The organism is Cupriavidus necator A5-1 (genome assembly GCF_000744095.1).
In the GTDB taxonomy this organism is placed as follows: domain Bacteria; phylum Pseudomonadota; class Gammaproteobacteria; order Burkholderiales; family Burkholderiaceae; genus Cupriavidus; species Cupriavidus necator_A.
Map to the genome: position 1 here is coordinate 2,183,337 of NZ_JQLI01000008.1, position 15,964 is coordinate 2,199,300.

A 15,964-nucleotide genomic window follows, 5' to 3' on the forward strand; every position below is an offset into this window, starting at 1 on the left:
TTGTGATTTGTGCGGTACTTAGTCTAGCGTCAACTGGGGTTTGGCGGCGGGAGAGATCCAGCCGCCTTTTTTAATTTAAGGGCGCATACCGGCGCTCACCCCGCAGTATTCGGGTTGCCTGAAGTCGTAAGCGGCATTTTTGATCGCCAGTATCTTGCTCCGGACGGCTGGTGTGCTTCTATTGTTGCATGGCAAGACGAATGCGGCAGGGGGCGAGATGCGCTGCGCAAATTGCGGCTTCGAGAACCTGGCACCAAGAGATTTTTGCGAGGAGTGCGGGCATAAACTTGTTCGCGTCTGTCCGCGATGCGGCAACGAATCCGGCCCGACAGCGAAATTTTGCGGGGCATGTGGTGGCGCCTTGGATGCTCTCTTGGGAATTCCAATCCCAACGTCAACGACCACGCCCGCTGCGCCCGCTCCCGTTTTTTATACGCCGCCCCATCTCGCTGAACGAATCCTGGCCGAGCAAGCTGCGATGGAGGGCCGGGGTCAGGCCGCCGGCGAGCGCAAGACCATCACAGCACTGTTTGCCGATATAGCTGGCTCGACCGCGTTGATCCAGGACTTGGATCCGGAGGAAGCCCGCAGCCTGATTGACCCGGTTGTGGCGCTAATGATGGAGGCCGTCCATCACTATGAAGGGTACGTCGCCAAAGCTCTCGGCGACGGCATCCTTGCCCTGTTTGGCGCGCCAATTGCCCACGAAGATCATGCGCTGCGGGCGCTTTTTGCTGCACTTCGCATGCAGGAGACCATGCGCTGTCACAGCGACCGGGTCCAGCAGGACTTGGGCGTTGCGCTGCAGATCCGGGTCGGTGTTCATACCGGGGAAGTGGTGGTTCGCTCGATCCGCAAGGACGACTTGCGCACTGAGTACGACCCGGTGGGCCCCACGATTCATATCGCCGCCCGGATGGAAGGGGTCGCAACACCATCGTCCATCGTCGTCAGCGAGTCGACACACAGATTGACCGAGGGGTATTTCGAATTCAAGGCCCTGGGGCAAACGCCAATCAAGGGGGTGCGCGATCCGCTGGCGGTGTATGAAGTGCTCGGCCTGGGCGCCTTACGCACGCGACTGCAGGTGGGGGCGCACCGCGGCCTCGCGCGGTTTGTCGGTCGCGAGACCGAACTGGAGCGCCTGACTGAGGCGTTCGAACTGGCCAAGGCAGGGCAGGGCCAGATCGTTGCTGTCGTGGGCGAAGCGGGCGTCGGCAAGTCGCGCCTGTTCCATGAATTCAAGGCGTGCTCGAAGAAGGGCTGCATGGTGCTCGAAACCGTCTCGGTGTCACATGGCAAGGCATTTCCCTACCTGCCTCTGATTGACCTGCTGAAGACATACTTTCAGATCTCCGCACGGGATGATGAAAGCCTATTTGGTGAGAAGGTCAGGAGTAGGTTGTTGACGCTGGATTTGGCATTGGAAGCGCAACTACCCTATCTCCTGTATCTGCTGGGTATCAGTGAGCCCGGCTCGACTGTTTCGTCAATGGACCCCGTCGTCCGGCGCCAGCGCACTTTCGAAGCCATTGCGCTCCTGCTGTTGCGCGAGAGTTGCAAACAGCCTCTCGTGATCCTGTTCGAAGACTTGCAATGGCTGGACGCTGAAACGGAGGCGTTTCTCAGTATCCTCGTCGAACACGTGCCGGTTGCCAAGATACTCTTGCTCGTCAATTTCCGGCCGGAGTACGCGCGTAACTGGGTCCCCAAGGTTTGCCACACCGATCTGCATCTGGAACCTCTAGAGCAAGCGGTGGCACAAGGGTTACTGACGTCATTGCTGGGGGACCACCCGTCTCTCGCGCCGGAGAAACTCCGTATCCTGACGAAGACCGAAGGCAACCCTTTCTTTATGGAAGAAGTCGTCAAGACGCTGCTCGAGGAGAACGTTTTATTGGGCCAGGCCGGAAGCTACCGGATCGAGAAGCCTCCCTTGGACCTTCATATTCCCACGACGGTGCAGGGCGTGTTGGCGGCACGGATTGATCGGCTATCTGTCGCGCAGAAGGAGTTGCTGCAGACTCTTGCGATTATCGGCAAAGAGTTTCCCTTTACTCTGATTGAGTATGTTACGAAACTGCCGGAGGTAACGTTGCACTCCCTCCTGCGCGGCCTCGAAGCGGGAGACTTCATTTATGAGCGTCCCGCTTTCCCCGAGGTCGAGTACGCGTTCAAACATGCACTCACGCAGGAGGTAGCTGGTAATTCCTTGCTGACGAGTCAGCGCAGTGTTCTGCACGAGCGCACTGCCCGGGCGATTGAGGCATTGTTCCCGGGGCGGCTGAAGGACTATTGCAGCGAGTTGGCTCATCACTACAGTAAGAGCGGTAACCTCCAGAAGGCGATCGAATACCTGCAGTTGGCTGGCCAACAAGCCTTGGAGCGTTCCGCCCAACTCGATGCCATCCGTCATCTGAACGCTGCCCTCGAATTGCTCAAGTCGGTGCCGGATACTCCTGAACGCGCACGCGAGGAACTCACGATACTGCTTACCCTTGGCCCGGCTTGGGTAGCTGCACGAGGCCATGGTTCGCCAGAGGTAGAAGCGACATACATGCGTGCGCTGGCCTTGTGTGAGCAAGGTGCGAAAACACCCGAGTCGTTTTCAGCACAGTACGGGCTGTGGTCATTCTATTACTTGCGCGCACAATTCCGTACGGCTCGCGTTTTGGCGGATCGGCTGCTCGCGTTCGCGTTGGAGACAAAAGAGCCGGAGGAACTTGCGGAGGCACACCGAGTTCTTGCCACCACTGTGTTCCGTATGGGCGAGATTAAGATAGCCCGAACCCACGCGGAGCAGGCGTTGGTGCTGCATCGAGCAGGTCAGCAGTCGTACAGTCGTCTGCTGCGCTACGCACAGAATCCCGCTGTCCATATGCGTAGCACGCTGGGAAAAATACTGTGGTATTTGGGCTCGCCGGACCAAGCCCGTGTGCGCTGCGATGAGGCGATGGCGCTGGCCAGGCAGGTCGCGGATCCATTCGCGCTTGCTCTTAGTCTGATTTTCGCTGCGGACCTGCATCGATGCCGGCGGGAGGTGGAACTGTCGCAGAAGTATGCAGACGCCGCCATCGCGCTTTCAACGGACCAAGGGTACCCACTTTATCGGGCGTGGGGAACAATCCTGCGCGGAAGTGCACTCTCCGAGCATGGTAGTCATAAGGATGGAATCGACCAAATAAAGGAAGGCCTCAGCTCCTACGAAGCTACGGGGGCGATACTGGGGCGGCCGACTCTTCTAACGCTCCTCGCGGAGGCCTATGGAAAGTCTGGCCAGGCTGAGGCGGGACTTAGTGTGCTGAGTGAGGCAATCGCTCTGGTGAACACGACGGGCGAATGCTTCGATGTCCCGATGCTACTCCGACTCAAAGGGGATTTGATTCAGCTGCATTCGGGCTCCCAATTTAGCCTCTCCGCGCAGGACAAAGAAGCCGAAGCCTGTTTTCACGAAGCGATCGGCATAGCCCATCGCTATGGAGCCACATCGGTCGAGTTACAAGTTGCCATTCGCTTGGCTCGGCTATGGCAACGACAAGGCAAGGCGGATCCTGCGCGCTTGACGTTGGCGGAGGTCCATCGGCGATTCACAGAGGGGTTTGTCACTGCTGATTGGCAAGAGGCTAAAGCGCTTCTGGAAGATCTCGGATAAGAGCAAGACGGATTGTCAGAACTTTCAGCTGACAACGCCGGGCTTGCGCAGCATCCTGTGCTGAGATGGTCAGCGAAGCCAACCGAATTCAGCGGCAAATATCGCAGCTAGGAACCTAAAATCGACTTGGTCAGGTAGTGAGGCCTGAAGACTGTCAGGCGTCCGCTTCTCGAGTGGCTGCGTGAGCATTGATCGAACCACAAACAGCGTCGCGGGTTCGGCATTGGAACTGCGCGAACCTCGGGTACTGGTCCCTGCAGAAGTGGGCGCTACAGCCTTCATGGTGTGACCGAGCACTGGCCCGAGGACGGGTAACGATCACGAGAGAAAGTATGAATCAAGTTTGCGAAATTAGATTGCCCGACATCGGAGACTTCGGTGCAGTACCCGTCATCGAAGTCCACGTGGAACCAGGAGACCAGATTAATGCGGAGGATGCGCTGGTAACGTTGGAGTCGGACAAAGCCACCATGGACGTGCCTTCACCGCAGGCCGGCGTGGTCAAGGAGGTCCGCATCAGGGTGGGCGACAGTGTGTCCGAGGGCGCGGTGCTGGTGATGCTGGAAGCGGCCGGCCAGACCGCCGCGGCCCCGGCCCCGGCTCCAGCTGCTGCTGCGGCACCTGCCCTGGCTCCCGCGCCTGCTGCCGCAGCACCGGTTCCGGCCTCCGCTCCGGCGGCAGCCCGTGCGGCCGGTGGCGGCACCATCGACGTGAAGTTGCCGGACATCGGCGACTATGACGCCGTCCCCGTCATTGAAGTCCACGTCAAGGCTGGCGACACGATCAACGCCGAAGATGCCCTCGTGACGTTGGAATCAGACAAGGCCACTATGGACGTACCTTCGCCGCATGGCGGCGTGGTCAAGGAAGTTAAGGTCAAGGTTGGTGACAACGTGTCCGAAGGTACGCTGCTGCTGATTCTGGAAGACGCGGATTCGCTTGCCGCTACCCCCTCAGCCGCCGCCGCTGCACCGGCACCGGCAGCTGCTGCCACGATGGCTCCGGCTCCGGCCCCCGCAGCTACGCAGGCTCCGGCCGCTGCTCCGGCCGCTGCTCCTGCTGCTGCGCGCGCCGCCACACCAGCCGCCCCTAGTGTCTTCGGCAATTCCGCCCACGCCAGCCCGTCGGTGCGCAAGTTCGCGCGCGAGCTGGGCGTCGACGTGTCGCGCGTGGCCGGCACCGGCCCCAAGGGCCGCATCACCCAGCAGGACGTGCAGAACTACGTCAAGGGTGTGATGACCGGCCAGGCCGCCGCGCCGGCCCAGCCTGCCGCGGCTGGCGGCGGTGGTGGCGAACTTGGCCTGCTGCCGTGGCCGAAGGTCGATTTCACCCGCTTCGGCGAGGTGGAAAGCAAGGCCCTGTCGCGCATCAAGAAGATTTCCGGCGCGAACCTGCACCGCAACTGGGTCATGATCCCGCACGTCACCAACCATGACGAAGCGGACATCACCGAGCTGGAAGCCTTCCGCGTGCAGCTGAACAAGGAAAACGAGAAGTCCGGCATCAAGGTGACCATGCTGGCCTTCATGATCAAGGCCACGGTCGCGGCGCTGAAGAAGTTCCCGAACTTCAACGCCTCGCTCGACGGAGACAACCTGGTGCTGAAGAAATATTTCAACATCGGTTTCGCCGCCGACACCCCGAACGGCCTGGTCGTGCCGGTGATCAAGAACGCCGACAAGAAGGGCGTGCTGGAGATCAGCCAGGAAATGAGCGAGCTGGCCAAGCTGGCGCGCGACGGCAAGCTCAAGCCTGACCAGATGCAGGGCGGTTGCTTCTCCATCTCGTCCTTGGGCGGCATCGGCGGTATGTCATTTACTCCAATCATCAATGCGCCCGAAGTGGCCATCATGGGTGTGTGCAAGTCGTACCAGAAGCCTGTTTGGGACGGCAATCAGTTCGTGCCGCGCCTGACGCTGCCGCTGTCGCTGTCCTGGGATCATCGCGTCATCGACGGCGCCGAGGCCGCGCGCTTCAACACGTACTTCGCGCAGTTGCTGGCGGATTTCCGCCGCATCCTCCTGTAAGACAACCACGGCATGTCTTTGACGGGTATGGCCATGGCGGTCAGTCCAGAGCGGCGAGCCATGACCACCCCATGGATGCCCCGGCCATCTTCGAGCATTGGTGTCGAGACCCGCATCGAGTTCGACAAGAGTCGGGCAGGCACGATTGAAATTACCGCGAGGGCTGCTAGAGGGCGGTGCCCCGTGGCGGCGGCAATCAACAACTACAGCGCGCACTTAGGCCACCCGGACCGCGCGCATTGAGGACCAAGAATGAGTGTGATCGAAGTCAAGGTGCCGGATATCGGCGATTTCGACGCGGTGGAAGTGATCGAGGTACTGGTCAAGGCCGGCGATACGGTCGAGACGGAACAGTCCCTGATCGTGCTGGAGTCCGACAAGGCGAGCATGGATGTGCCGTCGTCGGTCGCCGGCAAGGTAGTGGAGGTCAAGGTCAAGGTGGGCGACAAGGTCGGCCAGGGCGCGGTGATCTGCACCGTCGAGGCCCAGGCCGCCGCCGCCGCACCGGCGCCCGCGCAAGCCCCGGCTCCGGCCGCTGCGCCTGCGCCGGCTGCCGCGGCACCGGCTGCTGCGCCGGCCGCCGCAACGCATAGCGGCGGTGCCGATATCCAGTGCGAAATGCTGGTGCTGGGCGCCGGCCCCGGCGGCTACTCGGCCGCCTTCCGCGCCGCTGACCTGGGCATGAACACCGTGCTGGTGGAACGCTACAGCACGCTTGGCGGCGTCTGCCTGAACGTGGGCTGCATCCCGTCCAAGGCGCTGCTGCACAACGCCGCAGTGATCGACGAAGCCAAGGCGCTGGCCGCCCACGGCATCCTGTTCGGCGAAGCCAAGATCGACCTCGACGGCCTGCGCCACTACAAGAACCAGGTGGTCGGCAAGCTGACTGGCGGCCTGGCCGGCATGGCCAAGGCGCGCAAGGTGCAGGTGGTGCGCGGCATCGGCAACTTCCTGGATCCGCACCACATGGAAGTCGAGCTGACCGAGGGCGAGGGCAAGCGCAGCACCGGCAAGAAAACCGTGATCCGCTTCGAGAAGGCAATCATCGCCGCCGGCAGCCAGGCGGTGAAGCTGCCCTTCATCCGGGAAGACCCGCGCATCGTCGACTCGACCGGCGCGCTGGAGCTGCCGGAAGTGCCCAACAAGATGCTGGTCATCGGCGGCGGCATCATCGGCCTGGAAATGGCCACCGTGTACAGCACGCTGGGCGCGGAGATCGATGTCGTTGAAATGCTGCCGGGCCTGATGGGCGGCGCCGACCGCGACCTGGTCAAGGTCTGGGAGAAGAAGAACAAGGACCGTTTCGGCAAGGTCATGCTGAATACCAAGACGGTCGGGGTGGAAGCCAAGCCGGACGGCATCTACGTCAAGTTCGAGGGCGAGCAGGCGCCGGCCGAGGCGCAGCGCTACGACCTGGTGCTGGTGTCGGTGGGCCGCGCGCCCAACGGCAAGCGCATCAGCGCCGAGAAGGCCGGCGTGGCCGTGACCGACCGCGGCTTTATCAACGTCGACAAGCAGATGCGCACCAACGTGCCGCATATCTTCGCGATCGGCGACGTCGTCGGCCAGCCGATGCTGGCACACAAGGCAGTGCATGAAGCCCACGTGGCCGCGGAAGCCGCGCATGGCGAGAAGGCTTTCTTCGATGCCAAGCAGATCCCGTCGGTGGCCTTTACCGATCCGGAAGTGGCCTGGGCCGGCCTGACCGAAGACGAGTGCAAGACGCAGGGCATCAAGTACAGCAAGGGTGTGTTCCCGTGGGCCGCTTCGGGGCGCGCCATCGCCAACGGCCGCGACGAGGGCTTTACCAAGCTGATCTTCGACGAGGAAACGCATCGCGTGATCGGCGGCGGTATCGTCGGTATGCATGCCGGCGACCTGATCAGCGAAGTGTGCCTGGCGATCGAGATGGGCGCAGATGCGGTGGATATCGGCAAGACCATCCATCCGCATCCGACGCTGGGGGAATCGATCGGCATGGCGGCGGAGATCTACGAAGGAACGTGTACCGACGTGCCGCCGCGGTAGCGCTAATTTTGCTGAATTTAGTCGCCTGCCGTCCGGTGCTCGGCGCCCATTTTAAGTGGCGATGGACCATCAATATTGCTGGAATCGCTTGACCCTGTGATTGAGAGGGAGGCGGAGAGTGGCAGCTCTCGTGACGGTGAGCTGACCCGTTCTTTGAACCTAGGAAAACATGGCGATATGGACGAAAGGCGGTCGCCGCTTCACTTGAATGAAACCTTAGAGGTAGTGACGATTGTTTGAAAGCGGAATTGAGCGAGCCATTCTTGGTGCAGCATTCATCTTGTGGCTTGTCCACAGTTGGTATCTCAATAGGCAGCTCATCAACGCTCGCGAAAGTCTGGAGCGGGTGCTTGAACAGTTCCCGGGCATTCGAGAGTCGCTGAGACAGAACCACGGCTGAGCGAGACCTGGCCGACGTCGGAATCTCGAGAGACGCAGGACTTCCCCAAAAGGCAGAATGAGATGAGCAGCCGAACCTCTCTGTGCGCTATAGTCGAGAAATGGCTAGTCAATCTGGCCACGCTCTGCGATCTAAGCCCTATGAACTGGCTGTTCGTAGATACGCAACCCGATCAGGGGACGGTCGTCGGGTATTCATGCGCTGTTTTAACAACTGGCCATCATGCGGAGTAAAAGCGAGTCTTTCCGACAGCGTACTCTTGCTTTTGCCAAACTTCAAAAAGAAGTTCGGGCGATGACAGAGCGAGTGCATGGCCTTGCCATCAAGCGGTCGAGCAACGGTGATGCAGACTATCTTTCGCACGTTTCCGTCCTTATCGAGGCGCTGATCGACCGGGCAGACGCTCGCGGACGGGTCATATGTTTTGCGTCGGCAGCCGATTTTGGACTGCCACTACGCGACCAAGGGGAGCGTTGCAGGCAGGCTGCAATGCAAACAGGGTCGGATTCGATCATGATCCTCTACTGGGCAGCCGTTCGTCGTATACATGACCAAGGGAGTGGGGCCTCCTACAATGCCGAAGTGAAGGATATGTCGCCAGGCAGCAGTATTGCTGGGACTACCGCTGCGATGGATCGTGGGCTGCGAGCCGAGCTTTGCCGACTATGCGAGACCTTGAGTGTCGATTTACGCTGTGCCACCGGTCACAACGCACTGACTCCCATTTCAGGAAAGCACATTCGCAGTGTTGGAGAGGGCCTACGTTCAGAGGCGCGGGTATATCAATGCGTTGAGTGCAAGGCGATCTGGACGAGGTACAACCATCGATCAGATCCGTTTGCGATATGGTCCATTAATAATAAAGCGTAGTTCGGGTTTACGAGTTAAAAGACGGACGCATCGAGCACGACGAGAAGCTACTGCATCCAAAATTGCAATTAATCGCCAAGAAGCCACGCAAACACCATGTATGGCTTGCACGTACTGCTGTGGTGAGGAATTTCACGATTTTGTTTAACATACCACCACAGGCTCGGCATAGCGGATAGCCAATCCCATGTCGAATTTAATTTCACTATCAAAAAAGAACTTGGCGAGCCGCCTCCACCCTGGACATTCCTTGCTCGGGACAGAACGGAAGGGGTGCCAAATGAGGCATCGCGATGTCTCCGGCCACTCCATGCTATTCAGGAAGGGCTATCCGTCTCCGGGTATCGGTCGAAGGTTAGCTTCACAAGCTGACGCAGCCACACGATAGCTGGATCATGGTGAAAGCGCGGATGCCAGTACTGACTCAGCGCGTAAGGCGGCAATGTAACCGGCGGCTTGACGACTCGAACAATGCCGTATTGGCTGAAGACGTTGGCCAACTCCTCAGGCACGGTCGCGATCAGGTCGGGTTCCTGGTCCATCAGCAGCGGGATGGTTAGGAAGTGTGGGGTATGCAGATAGACGGTTCGCTTCAGGCCGTGACGCTCGAAGGCTGCGTCGTAGGTTGGACTGGAACGTCCCGCCAGGCTCACAGAAACGTGCGGCATGGATTCGAACTGCTCTATCGTGAGGGTATCGCGCACTCGCTTGTTCTTCTTACTGACGATCGTGACGAAACCATGCATGAACAACTGCTGCTGGAACAAGGACTCCGGTGCGGTCTGCACGGAGCCAAGCAGCAGATCGGCGTCGCCCGAAGCCAGCAGCGCCTCGATTTGCGGAATGGGTACCTGCAGAGTGCGCAGAGTGCAGTGCGGCGCTTCCTTTCGCAATCGCTTCATCAGCGGTGGCAGGAAAACCAGCTCGCCCATATCGGTCATGCATAGCGTGAACGTCCGCCGCAAGGAAGTTGGGTCGAAGCTCGCCTGAGGCAGTACGCGAGTGCGAACTGCCGTCATGACTTCGAGAACCGTTCCGGCCAGCGCTTCGGCCTTGATCGTCGGCGTCATGCCGGCCGCCGTTTTCACGAAAAGCGGATCGTCGAAATAGTCGCGCAAGCGGTTCAGCGCATGGCTCATGGCGCTTTGGGTGAGGCCGAGCTGGGCCGCGGCGCGCGTCACACTGCGCTCGCGCAACATGGCATCGAAGACCGTTAGCAGGTTGTAATCGAACGCGTCGCTATGCATAGCGTACATTCCTAACATGATTGTCATGAGATTGACGCATGTTGCGGCCGTCCCTAATCTCCTGTCAACGCGCCTCGTAGAGGGCGTACTCACAGGAGACAAGCATGTTCCTCAGGAACACCTGGTATGTGGCCGGCTGGGACAAGGAAGTCGGTGAATCCAACCTCTTCAGCCGCACAATCATCGGTACCCCGGTTCTGATGTACCGGACAGCAGACGGTACGCTTCAGGCACTCGAAGACCGCTGCTGCCATCGTGGCGCGCCCCTGTCCGTTGGACGGCGCGAGGGTGACTGCGTGCGGTGCATGTATCACGGCCTGAAGTTCGATGCGACGGGCCAATGCGTAGAAGCGCCGGCGCAGCAACGCATCCCGCCACAGGCGCGTGTCCGGAAGTTTCCCGTGGTGGAGCGCAATCGCTGGATCTGGATCTGGATGGGCGATGCCGAACAGGCGGATCCGGCTCTCATTCCCGATACGCACTGGCTCGCGGACCCGGCCTGGCGCAGTCTCGATGGCTATATCCATTACGACACGAACTATTTGCTGATCGCCGACAACCTTCTCGACTTTTCTCATCTGCCATTCGTCCATCCCACGACGCTAGGCGGTGGCGAGGATTATGCGGCGGCCCAGCCGGAGGTAGAGCGACTGCAGGACGGCGTGCGTATCACGCGCTGGACGCTCAACACCGAGCCGCCACCGTTTGCAAAGCAGGTCAAGAACTGGCCGGGCAAGGTGGATCGCTGGAACATCTACAACTTCACGATTCCTGCAATTTTGCTGATGGATTCCGGCATGTCGCCGACCGGCACGGGCGCGCCAGAAGGCACGCGCATCGACGCCGCAGAGTTTCGCGGCTGCCAGGCGCTGACGCCGGAAACCGAGACCTCGACGCACTACTTCTTTGCCCATCCGCACAATTTCGCCATTGACGATCCGGATGTCACGCGTTCCATCCACCAGAGCGTCGTGACGGCGTTTGACGAGGACCGCGACATCATTACCGCACAACAACGGTCCCTGGCGCTGGCACCGGACTTCAAGATGATGCCTTTCTCCATTGATGCGGCCTTGTCGCAGTTCCGGTGGGTCGTCGAGCGCCGGCTCGCCGAAGAGGCTGCACAACAGCCAACGCCACAGTCCAAGGGGGCATGATGAAGCTCACCGTGACGACACTGCGCCTTGAGGCCGACGGCGTGCTTGGCGTCGAACTACGGGACCGATCGGGTGCCCCGCTGCCACCATTCGAACCCGGCGCCCACGTCGACGTCAGCCTTCCCAATGGGGTGACACGCCAGTACTCGATTGCCAGCAGCGCGACAGACGCCACGCGCTACTGGCTTGGCATTGGTCGTGCTGCGGCCTCGCGCGGAGGATCGAGCTATGCCCATGCAAACCTGCGCTTGGGAGACATCCTCGAAGTCAGTCATCCGCGTTCGTTTTTCGGCCTTCACGACGTGGCTTCCGGCCACCTCTTTATTGCTGGCGGCATTGGCATTACGCCGATTCTCGGCATGATCCATCGGTGCGTCGAGCGCGGTCACGCCTGGCGCCTGCTGTATTGTGTGCGATCGCGGCGCAATGCTGCTTATCTCGAACAGCTCGACACGTTCCGGAATCACGTCGTGATCCATGCAGACGACGAGCATTCCGGCAGGGCCGATATCGAAGGCGCACTGCAGTCTTTGCCGGAGGGTTGGCATGTCTATACTTGCGGTCCCGCGGCGATGATGGAGGCGGTCTGTGATAGCGCAAGGCTGGCCGGTATCGGCGCAAGCTCGGTACATCTGGAGCGGTTCGGCGCAGATCCGACGGGCACTGCAGTCCGGCCACGCCAGCCGTTCAGCGTCCGGCTGCTTCGTCATGGGGGGTTCTTCGCCATTCCCGAAGACCGTAGCATTCTCGATGTTCTCGAGGCCAATGGCGTTGCCTTGCCGTCGTCATGCAGGGAAGGTCTGTGCGGAAGTTGCGAAATACCGCTCGTGTCTGGCCAAGCCGACCACCGGGACTATGTATTGAGTGAGGAAAAACGCTGCGCGAATCAGTCCATCCTGATCTGCGTGTCCCGGGCGAGGTGCGGCGAATTGGTGCTGGATATTTGATATGAGTGAAGCGGGTGGTCGCAATTCGAATGCACTTCGCTGGTGGAGATAGATGCGGGCCACGTTCTTGCGCGGATCAAAGTTCGCGGTTTTCAGTCGGGCGGCCATGACGACGAATCTTGGTCGTGCCCGGCTTGGTGGGGCTCAATGTCTGATACCCCAGCAGGAAAGCATTCACGCCATCTTCGACGGCCTTCTTGAGCCGGGATTTTGTCGGACGAGCAGTCAGTCCCCAGACTTGGTGATCGCGAATGTCCGCTTCGCATAGCCCTTTGAAGTGCAGTGCGGCAATATGTGGGTCGCTGACGCGGATCGCTCCGGAATCCATGAGTGCCTGCATGACCTTGGCCAGCGCGGACATGGTCCGCTTGGGCCCGTTCTCATAGTAGATGCGACACAACGCCGGAAACCGTCGCCCTTCCGCGAGAATCACGCTGTCGACCGCGACAACGGTAGGCGAAGTCACTAGTGTCATAAATGACATTCCCAGCCGTAGCAGCGCGCCTCGAACTGATTCGCCCTTGCGCTGGGTCTCGAGAAGGGCGTCTTGCTTATCGCGACCCACATCGATGACGAACGCTTCGAACAACTCTTCCTTTCCTCCGAAGTAGTTGTAAAGCGTGACCTTGGAGCCTCCAACCTCTGCAGCAATGGCTTCCATGGATACCTCGCCGTAACCGCGCGAGGTGAACAGCTTTCCTGCCGCGCGGATGTATGCGAGGCGTCGGGCTTCAGTCTTGACCCGCATAGGCGACCCTTTAATGTACGGTTCCGCACATTTTACTGTCCATGTGGACCGGGCGGACAGCCAAGCATGCTCTGGCGTAAATGTCATAACGTGCCCGGCCGTGCAAATGTGGTCGACACACGTCGGCAACTGAGCGCGACGCAAATGCGTAGACCCCGCGATGCCCGTGTATCAGAGAACAGGCGTGGTGCTAGGCAGCGCCGCCGGCGCGCTACGCCAGGCCTGCCAGAAGCACACGGTACCGATTGCCGCGGCAGCGGCGACTACCATGCCGATACTTTCATAGCCCAGATTCTGCGCGGCAATGCCCCCGACGATGGGGCCGACCGCGGATCCCGCCATTGCCATGACCGGTGTCGCCGCGACCGCTCGAGTCGACGGATCATTACGGGCCAGGAAGGCAAACACAAAGGTGTGAGCGAAGATCAGCACAGCCGGAAAGAGCGCTCCGGTGACCGCATAGGTTGGAAACAGCGTCGAATGCGTCAGCAGTACGCCAAGCACGCCCTGCAGGACTGGACCGAAAAGCATTACTGCCCGGGCCGAGATCCGGCTTTCCAGAATGGCGGCGAGCACGCCCGGAACGAGATTCACTAAGCCGACCGCAAGCAACACGGCCATGATCAACTCTTTACCGAAGCCGCGCGCGGCTCCCACTGGTTCAAGGAAGCTGAGCAGCATGGCGTTGTTCATCGTCATGAAGCTTGTGCCGATCATCGCAAACCAGACGCCACGTGCCAGCGGAACATGGATGATGGGGTTGTCTTCTTGCGGGATCGGGCTACGCCGAGTCGGAAAGCCAAAGAGTGCAAAGAGCGCCGCGACCGACATGATCGCGCCGAGAACGAGGAACAGCGATGCACCGCCCGCGGCGTTCACCAGGCGTGGGACACCGCCCAGGAAGGCAAGGGACACAACGCTAAGCGCCGTGAATCCGACTGCGATGAGGCGATGCGGATTGGCGCTGGCGCCGATAGTCGAATGGGTGAAGGAGAGGCTGCAGCCGACTGCCAGTCCACAGGCAAGGTGGAGCGCAACCATTGCGCCATAGTCCCTTGTTGTCGCCAAGGCCGCAAATCCGGTGGCCGCGATGGCGAATCCCACGGGCGCGGCGACCGTGCCTCGAATGCTTCGGATACGAGGCGAAAAGAAAAGGCTGCTGACTACCACGGCGCCAAGAAACAGCGTGGCCAACATACCGGCAGCTTGTGGCTCAAGGCCGTATTGTCCGATCAGGACAATGCCCACCCATACCGGTAGCGCGACGATGTCGATCATCCCCGCGCAATGGCCCACCACAAGCGCCGCGCGCCCCCTCAGCGTCTCAGTAGATCTGCTCACAGTTGTCTCCTTCGTAAATACGATACGTAGTGTTTTGTAATGTAGCCTAATGATAGTTGGCCAGAGCGATCGATATATCGGGTGAAACCCGGATTTGATGGGGTGCTGAAGGGAGGTAAAGGGCTGTGGCCGTTTTCCAGCCCTCCAAAAAGACAATGGCCCGCGATTGCGGGCCACATACTGTTGTCCGGCATGGTGCGATGCCAGACGCCTGTCACGAGACTTCAGAACGGCTGGGCAAGAAGGCCGTAACCCTCCATCAGCAGCTCGACGGCGCGGGTTCCGTCCGCATGAGGGTCTTGCTCCGCCTGGCAGATGGCAAGCGATGTGTCGTAAATGCGCCGAACCCGATCGAACCTACGGCTGCTGTACGCTGCAAGCGCCTCGTCAATGCCGGTGCAGGTCGACAACTCCTCAGTCAACACTACAGCGTCCTCGATGGCCATCCCGCCGCCTGACGTCAATTGCGGCGTGACCGCATGCGCCGCATCGCCCAACAACGCGACTCGTCCCTTGTACCAGGGCGCCGGCATAAGAAGGATGTCGAAAGGCCTGTAGCTGACGTAGCGGCTGCCATCGCAGCGAGCCATCGCCTCAACGAGTTCTGGCGCCGAGAAGCCCGCAAGGCGCTGTCGGAACATCGTGCTCAACTCTGCTTCCGGAAAGTGCTGGTGTTCCTTGGAGTTCTCCAGGAAGAAGTAGTAGCACAGCGCTTCCGACAATGGCAGGCAGCCAACCGTTCGACCATCATGGTGCTTGTACAGGGCAAATCCGTCGAATGACGATAGTCGCTCGACGGTAAAGCGCCAGGCGCCTTGGCCGGCATAAGTGGGCTTGTACTCGGCACCAAATACTTTGGTGCGTGTCTTCGAATAAGTGCCATCCGCCGCCACCAGAAGATCGCATCGGCCGGTTTCCCCGCTTGAGAGCCGGTATGACACGCCGCCCGGGATCTGTTCAAAGTCTTCTACCGTGGTCCGGTAGTCGATGCGTACGCCGCCAGCCAAGGCGTGCGACTCCAGTACCTCAGCCAGCTTCGGGCGCATGACGCCAATCGCACCGGGCGCATCCGGGCGGAAAGTCCGCGGCGGCCGCTGCACTTTCGTCTCGTGTCCGGCGTCGTTTCGCACGCTGACGGTATCCCATCCTGTCCCCGCCGCGATGCAGGCATCCGCGAGTCCAAGCTGGTCCAGGGCGCGCAGTGAATTCCCAAGCAGGAAGATGCCAGTGCCTTGCTGGTCCGTCCTTTGGCTGGACTCGATCACTCGCACTTGCATGCCCGCTCGTGCGAGTCCATGCGCCAGCGTCATACCGCCAATGCCGCCGCCAACTACCAACACACTGTACTGAGGTTTCACTTTGTCTCCATGTTTCAGCTTGCCCGAAGCGCCGATGTCGCTCCAGATGGATTGGTCGCACCGTACGGAATCGTTGTTCCCTAGGCTTGGATGTGGATAATATATACGCAGCGTATCGTTTTTATGATCAGGGTTTGTACCCATGATCGATGCGGAATCTCGGCGGTGTGGCGGGCTTGATTGCATCGG

9 protein-coding genes are annotated in these 15,964 nt (G+C 60.2%); 5 read left to right on the forward strand and 4 right to left on the reverse strand.

The window, feature by feature from the left end:
• Window positions 1–217 precede the first annotated feature (217 nt).
• From K307_RS34245 to lpdA, 3 genes are all read left to right on the forward strand, one after another.
• A complete protein-coding gene (locus K307_RS34245; RefSeq protein ID WP_042885460.1) occupies window positions 218–3,652 on the forward strand; it encodes an adenylate/guanylate cyclase domain-containing protein in 3,435 nt (1,144 codons plus the stop codon).
• A gap of 332 nt (window positions 3,653–3,984) precedes the next feature.
• A complete protein-coding gene (aceF, locus tag K307_RS34250; RefSeq protein WP_042885461.1) occupies window positions 3,985–5,679 on the forward strand; it encodes a dihydrolipoyllysine-residue acetyltransferase in 1,695 nt (564 codons plus the stop codon).
• 252 nt (window positions 5,680–5,931) lie between these two features.
• Complete coding sequence (gene lpdA / locus K307_RS34255) at window positions 5,932–7,707, forward strand: dihydrolipoyl dehydrogenase (protein WP_042885463.1); 1,776 nt, start codon at window positions 5,932–5,934, stop codon at window positions 7,705–7,707.
• Between the two features lie 1,587 nt (window positions 7,708–9,294).
• Here the strand turns inward: lpdA and K307_RS34260 are convergent.
• On the reverse strand, window positions 9,295–10,224 hold the full coding sequence (locus K307_RS34260; protein WP_042887770.1) for a LysR family transcriptional regulator: 930 nt from the start codon (window positions 10,222–10,224) through the stop codon (window positions 9,295–9,297).
• Window positions 10,225–10,328: 104 nt separating this feature from the next.
• Here K307_RS34260 and K307_RS34265 point away from each other — a divergent pair, with 104 nt between their 5' ends.
• Together K307_RS34265 and K307_RS34270 are read left to right on the forward strand one after the other, a co-directional pair.
• Window positions 10,329–11,381: an aromatic ring-hydroxylating dioxygenase subunit alpha gene (locus tag K307_RS34265; protein WP_042885465.1), complete on the forward strand. Its 1,053-nt coding sequence runs from the start codon at window positions 10,329–10,331 to the stop codon at window positions 11,379–11,381.
• A complete protein-coding gene (locus tag K307_RS34270; RefSeq protein WP_042885466.1) occupies window positions 11,378–12,328 on the forward strand; it encodes a PDR/VanB family oxidoreductase in 951 nt (316 codons plus the stop codon). Before K307_RS34265 ends, K307_RS34270 begins: the two co-directional genes overlap by 4 nt.
• A gap of 76 nt (window positions 12,329–12,404) precedes the next feature.
• Here K307_RS34270 and K307_RS34275 read toward each other — a convergent pair whose 3' ends face one another.
• The 3 genes from K307_RS34275 to K307_RS34285 form a co-directional block, all read right to left on the reverse strand.
• Window positions 12,405–13,163, reverse strand: coding sequence for a TetR/AcrR family transcriptional regulator (locus tag K307_RS34275; RefSeq protein WP_080745312.1), 759 nt, complete (start codon window positions 13,161–13,163; stop codon window positions 12,405–12,407).
• Between the two features lie 84 nt (window positions 13,164–13,247).
• Complete coding sequence (locus K307_RS34280; protein WP_230626243.1) at window positions 13,248–14,417, reverse strand: MFS transporter; 1,170 nt, start codon at window positions 14,415–14,417, stop codon at window positions 13,248–13,250.
• Window positions 14,418–14,641: 224 nt separating this feature from the next.
• Window positions 14,642–15,919 (reverse strand): FAD-dependent monooxygenase, encoded by a 1,278-nt coding sequence (locus tag K307_RS34285; protein WP_080745313.1) that lies wholly within the window; start codon window positions 15,917–15,919, stop codon window positions 14,642–14,644.
• Window positions 15,920–15,964 lie beyond the last annotated feature (45 nt).